At 32.9% G+C, this 23,343-nt stretch carries 17 protein-coding genes; 9 read left to right on the top strand and 8 right to left on the bottom strand.

What is annotated here, in order from left to right; translation table 11 throughout:
* Nucleotides 1-44 precede the first annotated feature (44 nt).
* Complete coding sequence (purL, locus tag H3S88_RS03740) at nt 45-3,947, bottom strand: phosphoribosylformylglycinamidine synthase (RefSeq protein ID WP_198227525.1); 3,903 nt, start codon at nt 3,945-3,947, stop codon at nt 45-47.
* A gap of 711 nt (nt 3,948-4,658) precedes the next feature.
* Here purL and H3S88_RS03735 point away from each other — a divergent pair.
* The 3 genes from H3S88_RS03735 to H3S88_RS03725 all read left to right on the top strand — a co-directional run bounded on the left by H3S88_RS03735 (nt 4,659) and on the right by H3S88_RS03725 (nt 9,850).
* Complete coding sequence (locus H3S88_RS03735; protein WP_198227527.1) at nt 4,659-7,682, top strand: DUF2339 domain-containing protein; 3,024 nt, start codon at nt 4,659-4,661, stop codon at nt 7,680-7,682.
* Between the two features lie 149 nt (nt 7,683-7,831).
* The gene (locus tag H3S88_RS03730) at nt 7,832-9,226 is read left to right on the top strand and encodes a DUF3999 family protein (RefSeq protein ID WP_144091968.1); all 1,395 of its coding nucleotides are present in this window, start codon (nt 7,832-7,834) and stop codon (nt 9,224-9,226) included.
* A gap of 105 nt (nt 9,227-9,331) precedes the next feature.
* On the top strand, nt 9,332-9,850 hold the full coding sequence (locus H3S88_RS03725) for an endonuclease V (protein WP_198227529.1): 519 nt from the start codon (nt 9,332-9,334) through the stop codon (nt 9,848-9,850).
* 58 nt (nt 9,851-9,908) lie between these two features.
* Here H3S88_RS03725 and glnS read toward each other — a convergent pair whose 3' ends face one another.
* The 4 genes from glnS to H3S88_RS03705 form a co-directional block, all read right to left on the bottom strand.
* Nucleotides 9,909-11,585: a glutamine--tRNA ligase gene (glnS, locus tag H3S88_RS03720; RefSeq protein ID WP_039125995.1), complete on the bottom strand. Its 1,677-nt coding sequence runs from the start codon at nt 11,583-11,585 to the stop codon at nt 9,909-9,911.
* A gap of 238 nt (nt 11,586-11,823) precedes the next feature.
* The gene (locus H3S88_RS03715) at nt 11,824-13,035 is read right to left on the bottom strand and encodes an MFS transporter (protein WP_198227531.1); all 1,212 of its coding nucleotides are present in this window, start codon (nt 13,033-13,035) and stop codon (nt 11,824-11,826) included.
* Between the two features lie 122 nt (nt 13,036-13,157).
* Nucleotides 13,158-14,501, bottom strand: a complete 1,344-nt coding sequence (locus H3S88_RS03710; RefSeq protein WP_198227532.1) for an ATP-binding protein — start codon at nt 14,499-14,501, stop codon at nt 13,158-13,160.
* Nucleotides 14,498-15,226: a winged helix-turn-helix domain-containing protein gene (locus tag H3S88_RS03705; RefSeq protein WP_198227533.1), complete on the bottom strand. Its 729-nt coding sequence runs from the start codon at nt 15,224-15,226 to the stop codon at nt 14,498-14,500. The genes H3S88_RS03710 and H3S88_RS03705 overlap by 4 nt, the downstream gene beginning before the upstream one ends.
* 158 nt (nt 15,227-15,384) lie before the next feature.
* Here H3S88_RS03705 and H3S88_RS03700 point away from each other — a divergent pair, with 158 nt between their 5' ends.
* Genes H3S88_RS03700 through H3S88_RS03685 form a run of 4 tightly spaced genes read left to right on the top strand, consistent with a single transcriptional unit; the run spans nt 15,385 to nt 17,719 of the window.
* Nucleotides 15,385-16,113 carry an MtnX-like HAD-IB family phosphatase gene (locus H3S88_RS03700; protein WP_198227534.1) on the top strand — a complete coding sequence of 243 codons (729 nt, stop codon included), beginning with the start codon at nt 15,385-15,387 and terminating at the stop codon, nt 16,111-16,113.
* Between the two features lie 13 nt (nt 16,114-16,126).
* Nucleotides 16,127-16,960 (top strand): carboxylesterase, encoded by an 834-nt coding sequence (locus tag H3S88_RS03695; protein ID WP_198227535.1) that lies wholly within the window; start codon nt 16,127-16,129, stop codon nt 16,958-16,960.
* A complete protein-coding gene (locus H3S88_RS03690) occupies nt 16,960-17,316 on the top strand; it encodes an EamA family transporter (protein ID WP_065603399.1) in 357 nt (118 codons plus the stop codon). The genes H3S88_RS03695 and H3S88_RS03690 overlap by 1 nt, the downstream gene beginning before the upstream one ends.
* A 1-nt stretch (nt 17,317) precedes the next feature.
* A complete protein-coding gene (locus H3S88_RS03685) occupies nt 17,318-17,719 on the top strand; it encodes a multidrug efflux SMR transporter (RefSeq protein ID WP_198227536.1) in 402 nt (133 codons plus the stop codon).
* A gap of 79 nt (nt 17,720-17,798) precedes the next feature.
* Here H3S88_RS03685 and H3S88_RS03680 read toward each other — a convergent pair whose 3' ends face one another.
* From H3S88_RS03680 to H3S88_RS03670, 3 genes are all read right to left on the bottom strand, one after another.
* A complete protein-coding gene (locus H3S88_RS03680; RefSeq protein WP_198227538.1) occupies nt 17,799-18,671 on the bottom strand; it encodes an arginase family protein in 873 nt (290 codons plus the stop codon).
* A complete protein-coding gene (locus tag H3S88_RS03675; protein ID WP_198227540.1) occupies nt 18,668-19,717 on the bottom strand; it encodes a GNAT family N-acetyltransferase in 1,050 nt (349 codons plus the stop codon). Before H3S88_RS03675 ends, H3S88_RS03680 begins: the two co-directional genes overlap by 4 nt.
* Before the next feature lie 77 nt (nt 19,718-19,794).
* Nucleotides 19,795-21,204, bottom strand: a complete 1,410-nt coding sequence (locus tag H3S88_RS03670) for an aspartate aminotransferase family protein (protein ID WP_232352494.1) — start codon at nt 21,202-21,204, stop codon at nt 19,795-19,797.
* A 165-nt stretch (nt 21,205-21,369) separates the two neighbouring features.
* On the opposite strand from H3S88_RS03670, the gene H3S88_RS03665 reads away from it, so the two are divergent.
* Together H3S88_RS03665 and H3S88_RS03660 are read left to right on the top strand one after the other, a co-directional pair.
* Nucleotides 21,370-22,119: a MipA/OmpV family protein gene (locus tag H3S88_RS03665; protein ID WP_198227542.1), complete on the top strand. Its 750-nt coding sequence runs from the start codon at nt 21,370-21,372 to the stop codon at nt 22,117-22,119.
* Nucleotides 22,120-22,244: 125 nt separating this feature from the next.
* Complete coding sequence (locus H3S88_RS03660; RefSeq protein WP_198227544.1) at nt 22,245-23,153, top strand: recombination-associated protein RdgC; 909 nt, start codon at nt 22,245-22,247, stop codon at nt 23,151-23,153.
* Nucleotides 23,154-23,343: the final 190 nt, after the last annotated feature.

Genomic DNA, 23,343 nt, shown 5'->3' with positions numbered 1-23,343 from the left:
ACAAAAAAAACGCCGACAAATGTCGGTGTTTTTTTATATTACATTTACCCTAATTGTTTACGTGCATTACGAAATATTCGCATCCATGGACTATCTTCACCCCAATTATCAGGATGCCATGAATTAGTTACAGTTCTAAATACTCGTTCTGGGTGAGGCATCATAATAGTTGCACGACCATCACTTGAAGTTACGGCCGTAATACCATTTGGTGAGCCATTTGGATTAGCAGGATACTGCTGCGTTACATCGCCGAAATGGTTAATGTAACGAACAGTAATTAATCCTGATGCTTCTAAATTAGATAAGTGAACATCATCACGAACTTCAACTCGCCCTTCTCCATGTGATACCGCAATTGGCATATGTGAACCCTCCATATCAGTAAACAGTAATGAAGGGCTAGATTGAATTTGAACTAAACTAAAACGTCCTTCAAATCGTTCTGATAAATTACGCACAAAACGAGGCCACAAATCAGCACCAGGAATTAGCTCTTTCAAATTCGACATCATCTGACAACCATTACAGACACCGAGTGATAAAGTATCATTGCGATGAAAGAATTGTTCAAATTCATGTCTAACTTTTTCATTAAATAAAATTGATTTAGCCCAGCCTTCTCCTGCTCCTAAAACATCACCATATGAGAAACCACCACAAGCAACAAGAGTATTAAATTGATCCAATGTCACCTGACCTGATAATAAATCAGTCATATGGACATCAATTGATTCAAAACCAGCTCGATCAAATGCAGCCGCCATTTCAACATGAGAGTTAACACCTTGTTCACGTAAAATTGCAACTTTCGGTTTCACTCCTTTTGCAATATAAGGCGCGGCAATGTCTCGCGTTGGATCAAACGTAAGTCGTACATTCAAGCCCGGATCGTCCTCATTTTGTTTAGCCTGATGTTCTTCATCGGCACACACTGGATTGTCGCGTAAACGCTGCATTTGCCATGTGGTTTCTGCCCACCACGTTCTTAACGTTAAACGAGATTCACTATAAACTACAGCAGCATTATTACGTATAATGAATTGCTGCCCTGCTTCAGCTTTACCTAACGTATGAATCGCATGAGAAAGTCCAAAGCGTTTAAAGCATGCTATTACCTTATCTAAATCCCTACTATGAATTTGAATAACGGCACCCAGTTCCTCATTAAATAGTGAAGCAATCACATCACTACCTAGCGTATGAATATCAACATCAATACCACAATGCCCGGCAAATGCCATTTCCGCTAAGGTAACCAATAAACCACCATCCGAACGATCGTGATAAGCAATCAACATATTTTCAGCGATTAATGTTTGGATAGCTTGATAAAAAGCCGCTAATTCATTAGCATCATGGACATCAGCTGTTCTTTGCCCTAAATGACGATAAACTTGAGCTAATGCAGTTGCTCCTAATGCTTGATGACCTTTGGATAAATCAATAAGCAATAATAAATTATCTTCATCTGTACATAATTGTGGTGTGACAGTTTTACGAACATCTTCAACTCGAGCAAATGCAGAAATCACTAAAGATAACGGTGAAATAACTGTTTTTTGTTCCCCATCTTGTTGCCATGTTGTTTTCATTGACATTGAATCCTTACCAACAGGAATTGCCAACCCTAAAGCAGGACATAGCTCTTCACCAATAGCTTTAACTGCTTGATACAAACCGGCATCTTCACCTGGATGACCCGCAGCAGCCATCCAGTTAGCCGAAAGCTTAATCCGTTTAATATCGCCAATGTTAGTCGCCGCGATATTGGTAATTGCTTCACCAACAGCCAATCTTGCTGATGCAGCAAAATTAAGCAGAGCAACTGGAGCACGTTCACCAATAGACATGGCTTCACCATAATAACTGTCTAAACTAGCTGTAGTCACCGCACAATCAGCTACAGGCACTTGCCAAGGTCCAACCATTTGATCGCGTGCGACCATTCCTGTTACTGATCGGTCACCAATGGTAATTAAAAAAGTCTTTTCAGCAATAGTTGGCAAATGTAAAACACGTTTAACCGCATCATATAAATTAATGTCATCTGTTGAAAAGTTATCACCATGAGCTTGTTGAGATTTAACTTCTCGTAGCATTTTTGGGGGTTTACCTAATAAAACATCTAACGGTAAATCTATCGGATTATTATTAAAATGTTCATCATGTAAAACTACTGATTTATTAACTGTTGCTTCACCGATTACTGCATAAGGAGCACGCTCACGTTGGCAAAGTTCATCAAACAATTCAAGTCTTTCTGGATGTATTGCCAATACATAGCGCTCTTGTGATTCATTACACCAAATTTCTAACGGTGACATGCCTAGCTCATCACTTAATATTTTGCGCAGTTCAAACTGACCACCACAGCCACCATCACTAACTAGTTCCGGCATAGCATTAGATAGGCCACCAGCACCAACATCATGGATAAACAAAATAGGGTTTTCATCACCAAGTTGCCAGCAACGATCGATTACTTCTTGGCAACGACGTTCCATTTCAGCGTTATCACGTTGAACTGACGCAAAATCAAGATCAGCATGAGATTGCCCTGATGCCATTGAAGAGGCCGCCCCTCCTCCTAAACCGATATTCATGGCTGGTCCACCAAGAACAATTAATTTTGAGCCGATAGGGAATTCCCCTTTTTGGATATGTTCACGACGAATATTTCCCAAACCACCAGCTAGCATAATAGGTTTATGATAACCTCTAACTTCTTCACCATTAAAGCTATTTACTTTTTCCTCATAGGTACGAAAATAGCCTAACAACGCGGGACGTCCAAACTCATTATTAAATGCGGCACTACCTAAAGGGCCATCCATCATAATGTCAAAAGCACTTACAATTCTGTCGGGTTTACCAAAATCTTGTTCCCATGGTTGTTCAAAATTCGGAATTCGTAAATTTGAAACGGAAAAACCAACTAATCCAGCTTTTGGTTTAGCGCCTTTTCCTGTTGCACCTTCGTCACGAATCTCCCCACCGCTACCCGTTGCTGCGCCCGGCCAAGGGGATATTGCTGTTGGGTGATTATGAGTTTCAACCTTCATTAAAATATCAGCATACTCCTGATGATAACTGTAAATTCGATTACCATAATCTGCAAAAAATCTGCCTACTTTAGAACCATCCATAACCGCAGCATTATCTTTATAAGCAGATGACACATAATCAGGTGTATTTTCAAAAGTGTTTTTGATCATTTTAAACAAAGATTTAGGTTGCTTAACACCATCAATAATCCAATCTGCATTAAAAATTTTATGTCGACAATGCTCTGAGTTTGCTTGAGCAAACATATACAGCTCAACATCTGTCGGATTACGATTTAATTTTTGAAAATTTTCAACTAAATACTCAATTTCATCAGATGCTAACGCTAAACCTAACTTAAGATTAGCCCCTTCCAGTGCTTGACGCCCTTGACCTAATAAATCCACAACAGTTACTGGCGCTGGTTCATCGACTTTAAATAATTGTTCAGCTTGATCAAAACTGGTTAATACGGTTTCCATCATACGATCATGAATCAACTCGGCAAATTTATCTTGCTGAGGCTGCGTCAAAGGCGAACTTGTTACAACATAATAAGCAATACCTCGCTCAATACGATGAATTTGAGTTAATCCACAATTGTGAGCAATATCCGTTGCTTTTGATGACCATGGGGAAATCGTACCGGCACGTGGGGTGACTAAAAAAAGTTGTTTGTTGGTATTACAATCTTTATCTATGTGAACAGATTTGGGACCATATTGTAATAACTTATCAAGTGTTAATTGTTGCTCAACTGTGAACTCACTAATTGAATCAATAAAATGGACAAATTGTGCTTCAAGGTTAATAACAGGAATGGATTTTTCATGACAAACAGATAGGATTTTACTAATACGAAATGCGGATAAAGCAGAAGAACCAGCTAAAATTTTCATACTAATTACTCTTTTTGAAACCAAAACAGGTAAAAAATAGAACAATAGTATAAAAGAAACTGTACATTATGGCTATCTTAAAAACAGTTTATATTGAGTTGATAAAAAAATATTAAATTACATAAATTTTTGATAAACACTGAATATAAAATAATAGAGAAATTCACAACATCATGTTTTAATTATTTTTATAAATAAACATTAACCCTTTATTCTACTTTATACATATTATTTAATTATACAGAACTAAACCCAAAGTAGTTACAGTGTTAATCAACAAGATTCTATTTATATGTTAAATAAATTTCTACTAGACAAAGTTAGCCCTACCTAATTTACGACAAAGAAGTACACCTGTTTTGCTATTAGAAAATCTAACCTAAGTTACTCAATAAAAAAACATCGATTAATGAGAAAAAATACTTGATTTAAATGAAAATTTTTAGGAAATCGAGAAAAAGAGGCTACTTTTGAAAAAGTGAAAATCGTAATCAAACATTGCAGATAATATTACTTGACCAGCTAAATAGATAGCACCATGATAGAAACTGATATCTAAAGCACTACAAATTTAAAAAAATGATATCAAAATTAACTAAATATAAGTAAATTAATGCAAAAATATTAATTTACTATAAAATAAAATACATATTACTGATAAAAACTATAAACAGTAATTATCATTTTTATGAATTATAAGGAAAATTTAAAGTGGAATTTATTGTTTTATTCCTCATTATTATCGCTCTATTTATTGGAGTATTTGTTAATATTTCTAATTTAAAAGAACAAATTTGGGTATTACAAAATCAACTGACGGAATTACAAAAACATCTTTTATCTTTTACGCAGCAACATTATGTATCAAATAAAGCTAATGTTGAAGAAGAAGAAAGTTATACAGATCAAACATCTTCTACCCCTACAGTTAATAACAATCTTGATCCCCAAAACAAAAACAATTCTATTGAAATTAAACAAAGTGCCGAAATAACTCAATCAATGATTAATACTCATTGTGATGAAACAGAAAACTTTTCGGAATCATTAATACCAGAAATAGAAGTAAAACAGCCTTTAAGTCACTACCATCAAGAATCAACATTCTCAACTTTGGCATTTAATGAAAAAAATGATCAAGCTTTAGATGACTTAGTTAATCAAACTAATTTAGAACCAATAGCTGAAAAAGTAGTGGGTATTGAACATAATGAACAATATTCTGAAAAACAAACAGTTACAGAGCAAGCATCATCAATACCTATAACCAACTCAGATAGTCAACCTGAAATTAAAGAGGTGTCACAAGATACATTTAATTCAAACCATAAACAATCAGACGACAATGAAATCAATATCGGTTATGTTTTTTTCAATTGGTTAATTAAAGGTAATATCATTGCGAAAGTTGCAATTGTGATCCTGTTTTTAGGATTATCTTATCTATTTAAATATAGTATTGAGCATAACTACATGTCACCTGAAATCAGAATTTTAGGTGCCGTAATATTAGGTATTGGATTATTAGCTGCTGGATGGAAATTACGCTTAAAACGCCAAATTTATGCCCTTATTTTACAGGGAGGGGGTATTGCTGTTTTATATCTTACTATTTTTGCAGCTTTCAAGTTATACGAGTTAGTTCCAGCTTTACTTACCTTTGCTATTTTAGTTGTTATATGTTCTACCAGTATTTTATTTGCAATATTGCAAAGAGCGATGAGCTTGGCAATTATTGCTTGTGTTGGGGGATATGTAACACCAATTTTATTATCTAACGGTTCTGGTAACCATATTGCATTATTTAGTTATTATTTAATGATTTCAGCAGCAATATTGGTAATCAGTATCACACAATCTTGGAGAAGTCTTAATTTATTAGGATTTTTATTTACTTTTGTCATCTCGTTAGTTTGGGGAATAAATAATTTTACCTCAGAATTTTATATTGAATGTCAAATATTTATATTTGCTAATTTAGTTATCTACGGGATTTTAGCTGTATTATTATCAGTCCGAAGCATACGTAGAGAAGAGTATCAAAATATAATTGATTTGCTGTTACTGTTTGGTGCACCATTATGTGGGTTTGGATTACAATATGCTATCACTCAACGGTGGGAATTTGGTCCTGCATTTTCATCATTAGGATTTGGATTATTCTATCTCGCTGGTGCCTATATTATTTTACATAAATGGAAATCACTAGCTAAAACAATATCATTATTTTGGCTAGCTATTGGGGTTTCATTTATTACATTATCTATCCCACTTGCACTTAGCGCCAATTGGACCGCTTTATTATGGATGTTTGAAGGAACAGCCATTACTTGGATTACGCTGTCTCAAAAATATTACCGAACAGCTTTGTTTGGTGTATTAATCACGTTACTAGGTATCATTTCGGTACTGATATCTTTAGAATATAATCAAATAACCCCAATATTATTCACTTTCCTTTCAGGAATAAGCAGTATTATTTTATTTATTAATGCTTGTTTGTGGCATTATTATGGACAAAAAACTGAAATAACTAGAGTGATAAAATTATCTTATTTATCGATTTCTATTATTGGTTGGATATTATGGATTTTATTGAGTGTTCCACTATTTTTAGATCAAACTCCTTTTGAAATTTCATTAATTTTATTATGTGAAACTGCTTCACTATGGTTATGGTATTTCATAGGTAGAAAAATTAATTGGAGTATTATATGTAATGGGATGTTATTACTCTGGATTGCACTGATTATAAGCTTATATAAAAGTGAGAGCGCCTCATGTTATTATTTATCCGACTATTGGATTTGCAGTTTAGCTTGGATCACAACGTTCATAAGCTGTTATGTTTATTTATATAAAATAAATTCAGCAAAAATTAATAATAGTCTAGTAAATAATAACCGTCTAATTTTACTACATATTAGTCTGTTTTGGATGCTATTATACTGGTTACTTCAAGAATTAATTCATATATTCGATGCCTTACCATGGGGATATGAAGTCATAAAATGGAGTTTAATAGCAACCATCGCATGTAGTATTATTTTACTGTTTTATTTTCTTATTAAACGCCAATATATTACTTCATTCTTATTAATAAAAAGTTATTGGGCTGTAGGCTTACTTCCCCTAATTGGATACATTGCATACTATTTGGTTGCGGGTCTAAGCATGAGTGGTCAAATTATCTATTGGAGTTATATTCCAATTATTAATCCACTTGAAGAAAGTGCTATTTTTAGCTTACTCATGTTTAGCGTTTGGATAAAATTAATGACAAATTATGTGCAATTTGACAATAAAACAACTGACTTTGTTAGCTGGAACATTCCATTACCTAATTGGGTTTTAATATCGTTAGCAACCTTAACATTTCTTTGGGGTAATAGTGTCGTATTGCGCTGTTTGAGTCAAATATTTGATATCACTTGGAACACACATACTTTGTGGCACAATAATATTGTACAAATGACCGCATCGCTTCTCTGGATGCTAAGCGCTGTAATTCTAATCGCCATTGGACACCGTTATTTTTTTCGTAAAATATGGTATAGCGGACAGTTAATTCAAATCACCGTAATTATTAAACTAATATTTGTTGATATACAAGAAACTGATGGTTTATTACGTGCATTTGCATTTATTGGCATAGCATTATTAATGTTATTAATCGGTTACTTAGCACCTATACCGCCAAAACAAAGTGATGAAAATATAGCCATAAAAAATTAAAAAATGATATAAAAAGATTAAAAATACAATTTAACTTAATGACTTTAAGTGATTATTTTGAAAAATTCAGGAAAAATAAAATTGATTTGTTCGCAGTTAAAAGAAAATTAAGTTCCTAAATAATTATTTATATTAATGGATAGAAAATTATGAAGAAAATCTTATTCAGCTCCCTTTTGCTAATAAGTGGATTGTGTCAAGCAACTGATCAAACTAATCAATATGCTTATGGCGCTATAATAGAAATTAGCGATAATACTAGCATGTATAATCGAATAGACTTGACCAGTGAAGTTTATACTCAAACATTATCAAACACATTAGATGATGTACGCGTTTTCAATCATAAAGGTCAACTAGTGCCTTTTGCCTTAGTGAATGTTTATCAACAATATGATGAAAATGACACCTTTCCTGTCACTGTATACTCATTAGATAATACTCAACAATCTTATAAAAAAGAGGAACAACAAAATAAGCCTCCAATAGATCAATACAGTATTAATATCAATAATAAAAATGTGCAAATTTACCTTGATAACACGAGTAAACAGGAGGAATATAGTGCAACCTACTTGTTACAAATCCCTAATGAAATTAAGTTAGAACAACCATTCAGTCGTTTATCTATTGATTTTGATACATCCAAAAATCTGAATTGGCAAGCAACAGCTAACCTACTTTATAGTAATGATTTAAAAAAATGGCAAACTGCAATTAATGATATTCCTATAATGTCCTTGACCGATAACAACAATAATCAATCATTAAAAGTTAATACTATCGATTTACCGTCCGGTATTAATTTCAAATCTAACTATTGGATTTTACGATTAAAATCCGATAAGAAAATAGTTCCTAGTATTAAAGGAGTTGAATTTACATCAAGAAAACAAATGCCAACAAAGGCTCTTTATCCTATTAATTTCGATTTAATTTCTGCAAATGAGCAAGAGGCTATTTATCAGTTACCAACATCACTACCAATAAAAGAACTCTCAATTAAACTAAAAAATGAGCGAACTGTCTTACCTGCAAGTATCTATTATAAAATTAGTGATAATGATAAAACGTGGCATAAACTTGATGATTATATTTTTCGGCGTATAAATGATGATAAAGGTCAATCAATTAAAATTGATAATTCAGTACTAAATATTAAACAGCTAAAAATCAAAGCCATTAATGCTTCTTTAAATGATGCTCCTCTCGTGACTGCTTATCGCTATCGAATGAGTGTTATTTTCAACAGTGCCAATAATGGACCTTTCATTCTTGCTTGGGGGTCAGCCAATGCTCAACCCGCTTCATTAAGCGAAAAAGCACTACTTAATGACTCAATATCCCCTCAAAATGTGCCTGAAGCTTATTTAGGTGATAATGTCAAATTAGGTAACAAAAAAGTATTATCTAAAACAGAAAATGTTTCAACTAAATCACCTATATTATTAAAATTGTTAATTTGGGGTGTTTTAATTGCAGGTTCAATATTTTTAATGTTTTTAGCTTTGAAATTATTAAAAGAAATGAAAAAGGTAGAATAATAAAAAAGATTGTATTATCAGATTTGATAAAACTATATTAACATTTTGATATTGTAAAATATCAATACTATTGATTTATAAAATAACTTAGGGAAAATAAGATAAATGATTCTTGCAATTGATGTTTATTATATAAATAACCAAGCAAAATCTGTAGGTATTTTATTTAATCATTGGACTGATAATAAATCGGATATTGAAAAAATAATTATTGACTATCAAAATAATGTTGCCCCCTATCAATCAGGTCAGTTTTATCAACGAGAGCTACCTTGCATAATGTCACTTTTAAATAAAATTGATTTAAGTAAGATTACCACTATTGTTATTGATGGATATGTACACTTGAATAACGGTAAGATAGGGTTAGGAGGCTATTTATATAATACTTTAGATAAGAAAATACCCGTTATTGGAGTAGCTAAAAAGCCCTTTTATGAAAATAATGAATATTTAATTGAAGTAGCTCGAGGGCAAAGTAAGCATCCTTTATATGTCACCGCGTTAGGTATATCATTAGAAGAGGCTGCGGAAAATATAAAATTAATGGCAGGTAAATATAGGATGCCCGATTTGTTTAACTATTTAGATCAACAAACAAAGTTATTTAAATTTGAAGATTAAAGATAAAATTATTGATAATTCGCCGATCTAAATCGGCGAATATCATACATATTATAGCTTAAGCATCGTTCCAGCTATCTCTCAAACCCACAGTTCGATTAAATACCAAATTATCATCTGAGGCATATTTGCTGTCTAAACAAAAATATCCTTCACGTTCAAATTGAAAAGCCTTACCTACCTCTGCATATTGTAAACTTGGTTCAACAAAACCTTTTTTGATCAATAAAGAATTAGGATTAATGGTTGATAAAAAGTCATCAGCCGATCCAGGATTTGGCGTATTAAACAAACGATCATAAAGACGAATTTCAGCTGGCTTAGCAAATTTAGCCGACACCCAATGAATCACCCCTTTAACTTTACGCCCATCTTCAGGATTTTTATTTAACGTAGCTGGATCGTAAGTACAGTAAATAGTTTGGATATTACCTTCTGCATCTTTTTCAACGCGATCTGCACGAATCACATAAGCATTACGCAAACGAACTTCTTTTCCTAAAACTAAACGTTTATAATTTTTGTTAGCTTCTTCTCTAAAATCAGCTCGATCGATATAAATTTCACGAGTAAAAGTTACTTCACGATTGCCTAACTCTGGACGATTAGGATGATTTGGCATGCTTAATACTTCATCAATTGTTTCTGAAAAGTTTTCAATTATCACTTTAATAGGATCAAGCACAGCCATAGCACGTGGCGCATTTTCATTAAGATCTTCACGAATGCAAAACTCAAGCGTGCTCATCTCAACAGTATTTTCTTGCTTTGTTACGCCAATGCGACGACAAAATTCACGAATTGAAGCGGGTGTATACCCACGACGACGTAGACCTGAAACAGTAGGCATACGTGGATCATTCCAACCATCAACAATCTTTTCTGTGACTAACAGTGTCAATTTACGTTTAGAAGTTATTGCATATTCTAAATTTAAACGTGAAAACTCATACTGATGCGGCCGTGCTTCAATGGTGATATTATCCAATACCCAATCATATAAACGACGGTTATCTTGGAACTCAAGTGTACAGAGAGAATGAGTAATGTTTTCAATCGCATCAGAAATACAATGGGTAAAGTCATACATTGGATAGATACACCACTTATTACCTGTTTGGTGATGCTCTGCAAATTTAATGCGATATAAAACAGGATCTCGCATAACGATGAATGGGGATGCCATATCAATTTTAGCGCGTAAACAAGCTTTCCCTTCTGCAAATTTACCTTCTTTCATTTGTTTAAAAAGCACTAAATTTTCATCAACACTACGGTCACGGTAGGGACTATTTTTACCTGGTTGGGTTAGAGTTCCTCGATATTCGCGGATTTCATCAGCTGATAATTCATCAACATAAGCAAGACCTTTTTCGATAAGCTCAATAGCATACTCATATAAACGGTCGAAATAATCAGATGAATAACAAATTTCACCATCCCATTCAAAACCTAACCAGCGCACATCTTCTTTAATTGACTCAACATATTCAATATCTTCTTTAGCTGGATTAGTATCATCAAAACGTAAATTACATTTACCTTGATAATCTTGAGCAAGACCAAAGTTTAAACATATTGATTTAGCATGACCTATATGTAAATAACCATTTGGTTCCGGTGGAAAACGAGTATGCGTTGTTTTATATTTTCCTGCTGCAAGATCTGCATCAATAATTTGGCGAATAAAATTTGTTGGACGATTATCAGTCTCAGCCGGTAGTGAACCGCTCATAAAAAAACCTCTGATTATATATTTCAACGACGAATTTAAAAATTTGTTCGATCACTTTTTATCATTTTGACCAAAGAATATAACAAATTTTTTGTTTTTCGGAAATGGAAAAAACAGACTTTTTATATTGATAAAACAATATGTTTTATTACAATTTATGCATATCTGTGATTTCTGATAAGATAACCTGCAAGTAACGATGATTAAAAATAGATAATATCATTACGATATGTTAAATTTAGTTAGCAGTTTGTCTTTCTCTGACAAATAGCATTGCGGTTATTCCAACCATTGTAATAACTGCCGCTAAGTAAAAACCACTATTTAAACTTCCTGTTTTATCGGCAATCAAACCTGTAAAATAAGGAGCACAAATCGATGCAGTCATGCCAAAAAAATTATACAGTCCAAATGCAGTACTTAATGATACTTTAGGAGCATTATCAGCAACTAAAGCTATTAGTACGGGATTTAAACTAATTTTACCAATAAAACCATATAATACAAGCACTGCAATAAGTTCAATATAAGAATGACAATACACTATTGAAAAAATTGCAATTAGTGATAATGGCATCATAAATAATATTACAGGTTTGCGACGACCTAATTTATCAGAAATATAACTACATAATATTGCCCCAATAATTGAGATCCAAGGCACAATTGATGCAATTTGTGAGGCTTCTATTTTGTTCATGCCCCTTTCTACTTCAAGATAGTTTGGCAACCAAGTAATAATAACAAAGAAAGCATAAATAGAACAAAAGATGGTGATATAAGCTAAAACAAGATTACGATTTTTAAAAAGTTGAGAAAAATTAGTTTTTTGAGAACTTGATATTTCAACTAAAGCACTTCCTTTTTCTTTAATACAAAAAATCATTAAAAGAGTAACTATTACTATTGGAATTGCAACCATCACAAACGGTATTTTCCATGAAGTATTGAAAAGCGAAATCATCACACTTGAAAGATAATATCCCATCGCGATACCAAATGACATACCACTACCAATAATTGCACTACCTAATGTTATCCATTTTTTGGGGATTGCTTCGGTAGATAAGGCATATTGTGGTCCATAATAACATCCTTGTGCCGCACCGGCTAATATCCAAAGTATAAGGAAAGTTGAGAATGAAGACGCAAAATATACACAAGCTATAAAGATAGCATAGAGAAAAAATCCTGTAACTAAAACACGTTTACGACCTATTCTATCACCAAGAACGCCTGATGGTATTTGAAACAATGTATAAGCAAGAAAAAACAAGCTCATAATGCCCCCTGTTTGGGCTTTAGTTAAACCAAACTGAGTTTGTAACTCACCTACTAAAGGACTTAAAACAGATCTTCCGGCATAAATAACAATCCAACCCAAAAAGAAAATAACAACTAATCTAATCCAATAAGATTTAGGAGTTGAATGCTTTGAGCCATCGATCATAATATTTACCTCACAGTTCAATAGAGTAAATATTATCTTATGATAGCTTCCTATAAATATATTACAGGAACTTCACAATTATGATTAATTTTAATAATAACGGATTAATTATAAAAAAATAATTAAGGATAGCTAGACTTCAATGAAACCACAAACCTTGCTCCACCAAGAGGGCTGGTAACAACGAAAGCATTACCATTATGAAACTCTGCCATTAATTTGACATAAGCTAATCCAAGACCATAACCACCAGTAGAACGTGTTCGACTGGTATCAAGTCTGGCAAAAGGCATAAAAATCTTTTCACGCGCTTCAAACGGAATGCCTGGACCATCGTCATCAATTTCAATTATTACACTATTTTTTTGTTTTGTAATATTTAAAACTGCTTTATGTGTTGCATATTTAAATGCATTAAGAAGTAAATTTTTAACAATTGTTTCTGCTAAATTAGTATCAATTATAGCTAAAACATCTTGACTATTGCATGTTAACTCAAATCCTTTAGGTTTAAATAGTGCTAAAGATTGGCAAACTTTTTCACCCCATTGTTTTAATGAAACTTGTGTTAAATTTAACTCAATATTACTTTGTTGCATTTTAAAGTAATTTAAGCTGGCACTAATTAAGGTTTCCAGTTCGTTAATATCATCACTCATCCCTTTTTGTAAAAGCAATTTTTCTTGTTCATCATTAGATTCTTCAAGCATACTGAGCTCAAATCGCATACGGGCAAGCGGGGTACGCAATTCATGCGCCATAGCATGAGAAATAGTTTGATTAGTACTAACTAAATGTTCTATATGTGTTCCCATATTATTCAGTACATTTGCTAGCGGTTTAAATAACCAACCTTTAACGTTTTCAGTTCTAGCTTTCAAATTGCCCAGCCCAAGCTGTTCTGCAGTTTGTCTTATGTTTACTAAATCTTTCCAAACTGCACTAAAAGCGAAATAGATTAGAATGAAAAAGATTATCGCACTAAATAGCGCCCAAATAATTAAAAAAACACTTAATGACATAGTGTTAGACTGTAAAATATCGCGCATCACGATAGGGCCTAATTGTAATAAATTACCATCATTTAAATCAATGTAGACGACTTCTTTATCACTATCATAAGAAAAACCAAGATTTTTTAATTCGTGAGAAACTGAATGGGGCAAAGCAATATCGATTGGTAAAATTTCTATTGAGTAGCCAAAATAAGGTTGTAACTCGTCAACAACTTCTTGCAAAGGTCGATTTTTATTTTCGTTAATTCTCATCCGAATCAAGTTTACAGTACCTCGTTGTGACTCACGAAATACAACATGGTCATCAGGCATATCGGTTAACGAGGAAGGTAAAGAGTCAAACACCAATAAAGCGCCATAAGCAATAATACATTGCAAAGAAAGTAAAATAACCAGATAAAATACAATTCGTCGATTGAAAAATAGTGGTTTGGCTAATAAATGGCTCAATGACTGTCCCCTTCACGCATAAATAAATAACCTTTTCCTCGAACTGTTTTAATTCGTGATGGATTGTCAGGATCATCAAGTAATTTACGGCGAAGTCTTGATATACGGGAATCAATTGAACGATCGCTACCGTCAAAATCAATACCGCGAACTTGTGAAAAAATATCATCCCTAGATAGAATGTTTCCAGCATTATTGGCTAATAACCATAGAAGATCAAATTCAGCGGTAGTTAAATCTATCTCTTGCTCTTGTAATATTACTTTCCTATTTTCACCATCTATAACTAAATTATCAAAAATAAGGGTTTTATTATTTAAAGGTATAACTAATTCTTTGCCATTATCTTTTTCAGTTTCTATCTGTTTTCGTCGTAATAAGGCGCGAATTCGAGCAAGCAATAACCTTGGTTCAACTGGTTTTGCCAAATAATCATCAGCGCCAAGTTCGAGTCCTACAATTTCATCAATGTTATCTTCACTGGCTGTCATGATCAAAATAAAGTTGGCGAACCACCCACGTATATCACGACAAATATCAAAACCTGATTTTTTTGGTAACATGACATCTAATATGACCAAATCTGGATTGAGTTGGTGAATTTTTTCTTCTGCACCTTCGCCACTATTATGCCAGTCAACGATATACCCTTGCCGAACAAGGTATACTTGTATGAGGTTGGCTAATCTTGGGTCGTCTTCAATGATTAATATACGTTCGCTCATTATAGGTTCTCATTACTATAGCTTATACCTAGTGAAACCTCATTATACAGACAATTTCACCCTCGTTACAAAATATATACAAAGAGCCCACAAAGTTTAAATCTTCTTTATGAGAGAATTTATGTCATTATCTATAATTAGACTATTTTAATTTTAAAATGAATACTTTTTCATCAATTGCTACCCATCTTTTTCATCCATCTTATACTCAGTATCAGACCCCTATCGTCTTATGTGATTTTGATGGAACCATCAGTGTTAAAGATGTAACTGATACATTACTAAGTTATTTCGGTCAAGATGGTTGTGATGAGCTCGAAGAATTGTGGGTTAATGGCAAAATTGGTTCTCAAGAATGCATGAGCAAACAAATTGCTTTAATGGATGCTAGCTTAGAAGAAGTCAATCAAGTTCTTTCCAAAATTGAAATTGACCCAATGTTTAAATCTTTTATAAATTATACCCAACAAAATAATATTCCTGTGCACGTGGTGAGTGATGGGTTAGATTACGCAATCCAGTTTGTATTAAAGCGTCATAGTATTGAAAATTTACCCATTTTTGCCAATAAGTTACTTCATAATAATGCTCGTAGTTGGCGACTTGAATTTCCTTATGCCAATAAGGATTGTATTAAACAAAGTGGTAATTGCAAATGCAATCATGTTAAAAAACAACAATATTTTCCCCAAATACTTTATGTAGGAGATGGTACCTCAGATTACTGTGTATCACATAATGTTGATTATGTTTTTGCCAAAGACAAGCTTGTGAACTACTGCGAAAAAAATAAGATTATGCACTGTGCTATCAATAGTTTTGCTGATGTGACCAAAGCGTTAAAACAAGCACAACATTCTTTAATTCCCATCATGATAGTAAAATAATAAAGGAAGAATAATGAGTACAATGCAAGATTTATCTTATTTTTTACCTGGTAATAAAAATGGTGTATTACTAATTCATGGCTTAACAGGTACTCCTAATGAAATGCGAATCTTAGCTAATGGTTTACACAAGGCTGGTTTTACAGTTTATGCTATTCAACTAGCTGGTCATTGTGGTACGGAAGCTGATCTTTGTAAAACATCTTGGCAAGATTGGTACCAAAGCGTACAAGAAGGTGCTAATTACTTAGCCCAACATGTTGATAATGTTTTTGTTGCTGGGTTATCAATGGGTGCGCTATTAGCACTCAAACTAGCTGCTGACAGACCTGATCAGATTAAGGGGGTTGGAGTTTTAGCACCAACTTTTTATTATGATGGCTGGAGTATGCCTTTTTGGGCAAAAAAATTCTTCTTTTTGTTAGTCTATTTTAAAAAATTAGGGATTTTTCAAAAAGTTTCTTTTATTGAAAAACCGCCTTATGGACTTAAAGATGAACGAATTCGAGCCGTCGTATCTGAAAGCATGTTAAATGGTGATGCTGCTTCAGCAGGACTTGCAGGAAACCCATTCCCAGCACTTGCTGAAATGCAATTACTCGCCAAGAATGTGCGAGCACAGCTATCAAAAGTTGTTTCACCATGTTTAATTATGCATTCAGGTAATGATGATATCGCCAATATTGAAACCAATGCAAAACTAGTTGAAAAACACGTTTCTGGCTCAAAAAAACTAGTGATCTTAAATGAGAGTTATCATTTAATAACAATTGATAGTCAACGTCGAGAAGTGATTAAAGAGTGCATCACATTCTTCAATAACATAGCAGAAGGAATAGAAGCATAATGTCACCGTTAGTAATCATACTTTGGGTTAGTAACATCTGTTTTGATACCTTAGGGCAAGTCGCTTTTAAATTTGCGGCTACTTCACCGAATAATCGTGATGGTTGGTATTATTGGCTAGATTTATCAAAAAATCATTGGATTTGGATTGGCATTATATCTTATGTTGCTGAATTTTTATTATGGTTGGCGTTTTTAACCTTAGTTCCACTTTCACAAGGTGTATTGCTGGCCTCATTTAATATTATTACTATTATGCTTGTTGGACGTATTATTTTCAAAGAATTGCTTACCTTTTATCGTTTAATTGGCATGCTATTAATTACAGCTGGCGTCATTTTTGTAGGAATGTCTTAATATGGCGAGATTCTATATTATTGGTTTTTCAATATTACTTTTTTTTGATACTATTGCACAATGCAGCTTTAAATTAACAGCTATCCATGCACAACCTTTAGAAATGAGTATTGATTGGTTAGTACGTGTTTTTACTAATCCTTGGATTTATATCTCAATTACTGGATATATTTTCACTTTTTTTACTTGGATGACGCTATTAAAAAAAGCACCAGTAGGTCCAGCATTTGCCGCATCTCACTTTGAACTAGTAACAGTAATGATTGTATCAATTTGGTTATTTAATGAACCAATTACGTTATTTAAATTAATTGGTACAATTTTAATTGTTTCTGGTATTTTGTTTTTAGCATTAGCGGAAAGCAAATTATCTAAACAGAATTCTTCTAATCACCATTCTTAGATTTGTTTAGAATATTGGAAAAGTAGGTCTGAGTTTTATACTCAAACACCTATATTTTCTCAAACTTTTTTACAATAGTTTATCCTGAAAGGGCTTCTAATAACGTTAGATTAAGTTGATGTTGCTCTTGCTGCCAATTGGAAAGATCATCAGATGATATCATTGGTTGTTTATCTAGTGAACTAAGAAAACGTTTAAACCAATTTGACGACCTCCATATAGAAAGTTCGCCTGTAATATCACTACCAATAAGCCGTGATTTGATTGATGTGATAGTATCAAGGATATGATAAGTTTGTAGTTTACCTTGATCCCAATTGGTATGTACGACTTCCTCACTCAATACATCTTTATCAATTGATAAATAAATCGGCTGTGTACTATGATATTGTTCTGAAAGGAAGCTAGCAATGAGATCAGCTGGTGTAGCGAAATCGCGAAAAGCATGACTTAAACCAATTTTTTTTGCCCAAGCAACATTAACATCTAAGCTCCAATAAGTTAGTTTTTTATGGAAAAGTGGTGACCATCTGTTTTCCCAAAAATGGAAAAGACCAATATCTTGAGATGTAATACCTAATACATGTACATGGCTAACAAAAGGTAAATTTGCCACATAACTAATCCATGAACCACAATGTATACCGAATAAATAACGCATATTATCAGGATGATTATCGAAAACGACAACTTGAATAGGATTACTAGCCGAATATTGTTTAGCTAAACGTTCAATCAATAATAATGAAACATGGTGAAAATCACCACTTCCCATTAATACTGTTCCATATTTATCTGGTAGAGATTGTTGTAACACTTTTTCAAAGTGAAAGAATTTTTTTTCGGTACAGCCAAAGCGAATGGCATCCTGCCATTCTATCACATCGATTGTTCTAGCATTATTTATCTCACCTACACTTCTATCGAAATTGAGTATAATCGGACAGGTCATGATACTCTCCCCTTGTCACTTTCAAAGTGACTTATCAATTTGCGTAATATTACACGTAATATTGGATTACGAATATACACTAGATGTTTAGTAAATGTGAATTTAGCACCCAATGATGCTTTTACTTCAGGATCTGTCCAGCCTGCAATATAATAATTAAATCCTTGTTGCAATGCATATTCAAGATTGAAAAACCAGCTTACAAAGTAAAGATTTAGTTTGCGTGCTTGTGGATAAACCATGCCGATATATTTATCAACCAGCTTATTATTTACTTCAAAACAGATATTATAACCAATAAATTCGCCATTATGATGATAAGTGAAGATATGGGCTTTAGCTGCTTTGCTTTGTAACAATTGAACAAAAAATGATTTAGTTAATAAATCAAAATGTACTTCGCTTTGCTGATAAACATTAAGATAAAGTTGATAATATTCGTCTTGAACTGCTTGATTAAAAAAGCATTCATCCCCACTACGCAAAACATTAATATCTAATTTTTCCCGTGATTTTAATTTTCTTCTAAAATTTTTACGACGACTATACGAAAAACGAGAAAAAATTTCATTAATATCAATAAAATCAATAGGTACCCAAGCTAATGCTTGTCCTTCAACTTCAATATATCCTTGTTCTTTCAACGCTGCAATAAGCTGCTTTGAATAGTGATTATCGTGTTCACTTAATAACGGAGATTCTAAGGGAAGATCTTTAACAATCATAAAAGGATATTGTTTAGCATAAGTTATTTTAAGATGTTTAGCTAATTGATTTGCATCAATCTTATCTGTTAATAATGTATATTCCGAAACAGTTGTTCCAACAAAACATGTTTTTGGCTGTAACCAGTGTTGCCATTTTTTATATAAAGGAAATTTTTGAATCTTATATTTAAAATCATCACTTGCGGTAGTAAGTAAATCAAACTTGGCAGAAAAAATAGGTACACCATCATCGCTTAACCAAGCTGAAAAATTCTGTGGCGGATAAGTTAAAAAACTGTCTATTAATTCATTTTTTTCTAACTGATTGATATAATTCATAAATCTAATAAATGATTGGCTATAAAACGCAACCTGCCAACAAAAGTTGGCAGGAAGGAATGAATAAAGTTAAACTATTAAAGTTCTTTCTTTGCACGTGTGATTAATTGATCGAGTAATTCAATACCTTGATCGATTTCTTGACGAGAAATGTGTAATGATGGAGCAAAAGTAATAACATTTTTGTAGTAACCACCAATATCAAGCACTAGCCCCATCTTGGTCCCTTTCCAGTCAAGATCACCTGACATACCGATATCAACCATCTTATCAACTAATGCTTTATTTGCTGTAAAGCCATCTTCAGTACAAATTTCTGCTCGAAGCGCTAAACCTAAACCATCAACTTCACCAATTTCTTTATGTTTTTTCTCTAAGGTTTTCAGACCCTCAAGGAAATAAGTACCACTATCCATAACCATCTTTTCATAATCTGTTTCAGAGGTCATTTTTAACACTTCAAGACCAACAGCTGTACCAAGAGGATTTGAAGCAAAAGTAGAGTGAGTTGAGCCCACAGGGAATACTTGAGGATTAATTAATTCTTCACGTGCCCATAATCCACCTAATGGATTAAGACCATTAGTTAATGCTTTCGCAAATACTACTACGTCAGGTTTAACATCAAAATGTTCTATTGACCATAATTTACCAGTACGATAGAAGCCCATTTGGATTTCATCAACCACTAATAAAATACCATATTGGTCTAAAACTTTTTTAAGACCTTTAAAGTAATTACGTGGAGGAACAATATAACCACCCGTTGCTTGTAAAGGTTCAGCATAAAATGCCGCATATTCAGCTTGACCAACTTTTGGATCCCAAACACCGTGGTATTCGGTTTCGAATAAGCGCGCAAATTCAGCAACTAAATGTTCACCATATTCTTCTGCGGTCATTCCCTTTGGACGACGGAAAGGATATGGAAACGGTACAAACATTGCACGATCACCAAAATGGCCATAACGACGACGATAACGATAGCTTGATGTGATTGAAGATGCACCCAATGTGCGACCATGATATCCACCTTGGAAGGCAAACATTAATGATTTACCGCCCGAAGCATTACGCACCAATTTTAATGAGTCTTCAATACATTGAGAACCACCTACATTAAAATGAACTCGACCTTCATAACCAAAACGTTTTTCCATACCTTGAGCAATCGTTTTAGCTAATTCAATTTTGGTTGGATGTAAGTATTGGCTTGCACATTGTGGCAAGGTATCAATTTGTTTTTTTAGGACATTATTTAAACGTTCATTGGCATAACCAAAATTACATGCAGAATACCACATTTGTAAGTCAAGGAAAGCTTTGCCTTCTTTGTCATACATATAGCTACCTTCACAGCCATCAAAAATTTTTGGCGGTTCAACATAATGTACTGTGTCACCGAAAGAACAATATTTTGCTTCATCTGCTAATAATGTTGCATCATCAGGACGACTATTAATCATTTCTAGACTTGGTTTACTCATAAGTTATCTCACTAATCGATATTCAAACATGATAAAATATGACATTATTATTAAGGAAATTCATTTGTTACAATGTACAATTAATGTATTGATTGTGTGACCATGAATCCAGATGAATAATATTCTATTAGATATAGCATTATTACTTAAATGGATATAAAAAAGATGAAAAAAACACTTTATGCAATTTCTATTTTATCAATAATTACTTTATCAACTATACCTATAGTATCCGCTAACTCAACATCTATCGGATTAGGTATTGGTTGGGGAAATTCTCCGTACAAAAACTATAGTTCAAAATTTTATCCAGTTCCCCATATTGATTATGATAATGGTCTATTTTTTATAGATGATTTATCTGCTGGTATTTATGCTTATAATACAAATAATCAAAGTTTATCTATTGGAGCACGTTACTTATCTAACGAATTTAAACCACATGATTCCGATAATCATCAATTAAGAATTCTTGATAGCCGTCACTCAACCTTATTAGCAGAAATTGAATACTCTATTGATACCAATTTTGGAAGTTTTTCTAGTAGTATAGGGGTTGATGTATTAAATGAAAGTAATAGTTTATTAGCCAATACTGATTATAGTATTCCTTATATGCAAGGTAGCTTAATAATTGTTCCAACCATAGGCATAAACTGGGCAAACAGCAGACATAACGATTATTATTATGGTATTTCTCATAAAGAATCTTCCCGTTCAAATTTACATTACTTTAATGCTGACAGTTCATTCACGCCCTACGCTGAAATAGGAGCACAATATTTATTAACTGATAATATTGCCACATTTGGTAGTATACATATTGATAAATTAACTGGCGATGCTGCAGACAGTCCAATGGTTGATAATAGTACAGTAACATCTATTTATATGGGTATATCTTATAAATTCTAACTTTAGAAATAGGCAAAGTTCAGATCAATAATAAAACTATAGCTGTTTTACAGTTTATAGGCAGTCAATAAAAACTAAACATGCTAAAATAACAACTATAAACACACTTTAGGGACGATAAATACATGCTCTGGTTTAAAAATGCCATTATTTACCAATTGAATAATGACACTTTACTTAACAAAGATACTATTGAAAAAGCAATTAAATCTCACCTGTTTACGCCATGTGGCAACTTAGACACAACAAAAATGGGTTGGGTTTCACCTTATAATGATAATAATCAAAATGATTTTATTGTCGATATGCAAGGACATTTATTATTACGTATAAAAAAAGAAACCAAAATATTACCAGCGCCCGTCATTAAACAAACTTTATTAGAAAAAATTGATAAACAAGAACAAGCTTTGAGTAGGAAACTAACAAAAAACGAGAAAGCTAACTTAAAAGATGAAGTTATGATTGACTTAATGCCAAGGGCTTTTAGTAAATATAACCATTATTGGCTTTGGATTGATACTGAAAACAAACGTATTGTTGTTGATTGTAGTAGTTTTAAACAAGCCGAAGATATTCTAGCAATTTTACGTAAAGAACTTGGAACATTAGCATTAACTCCATTATCAATTGATAAACCGCTTGAACAGATTATGACAACATGGGTTAAAGAAAAGCTCAATTTCTCACCCTTTATGTTAGGTGACCAAGCTGAACTTAAAGATCCACTTGAAGGCAACGGAATTATTAGCTGTAAAAATCAAGAAATCACAAGCGATGAAATGCGCGTTCATTTTGATTCTGGTAAATGGATTACTAAAATGAAAATTGTCGATGAAAGAGGCGTTAACTTTATCGCTAATTCTGACCTAACATTTAAACGAATTAAATTTGATTCTACTATACTAGATGAAAACGAAGATATAAGTTCAGATGAATCTGATAAACGACTTGAAGCTGACTTTTTTATTATGTCAAGAGTGTTATCAAATACAATTAATGATTTCTCTACAGTGGTTAACAAAATATTTTGATAACATTGTTCAAATTTTTTTGAACACAATATTATTAAATGTAGATTTGCATATAAGATATGCTATAATCAAATGAGATTATGTATACCATAATTAATACAACAATAAGTAATTATTCTTTTATTTAAAGTGAAATTTAAACAAAAGGAAACTAAACATCGTCTATAACAACATTAAAGTTGAGGCAAAA

Source organism: Gilliamella sp. B14448G11 (assembly GCF_016101765.1).
In the GTDB taxonomy this organism is placed as follows: domain Bacteria; phylum Pseudomonadota; class Gammaproteobacteria; order Enterobacterales; family Orbaceae; genus Gilliamella; species Gilliamella apicola_N.
Note: the sequence above shows the minus strand (reverse complement) of the source record. Positions and strands in the feature narration are given on the sequence as shown.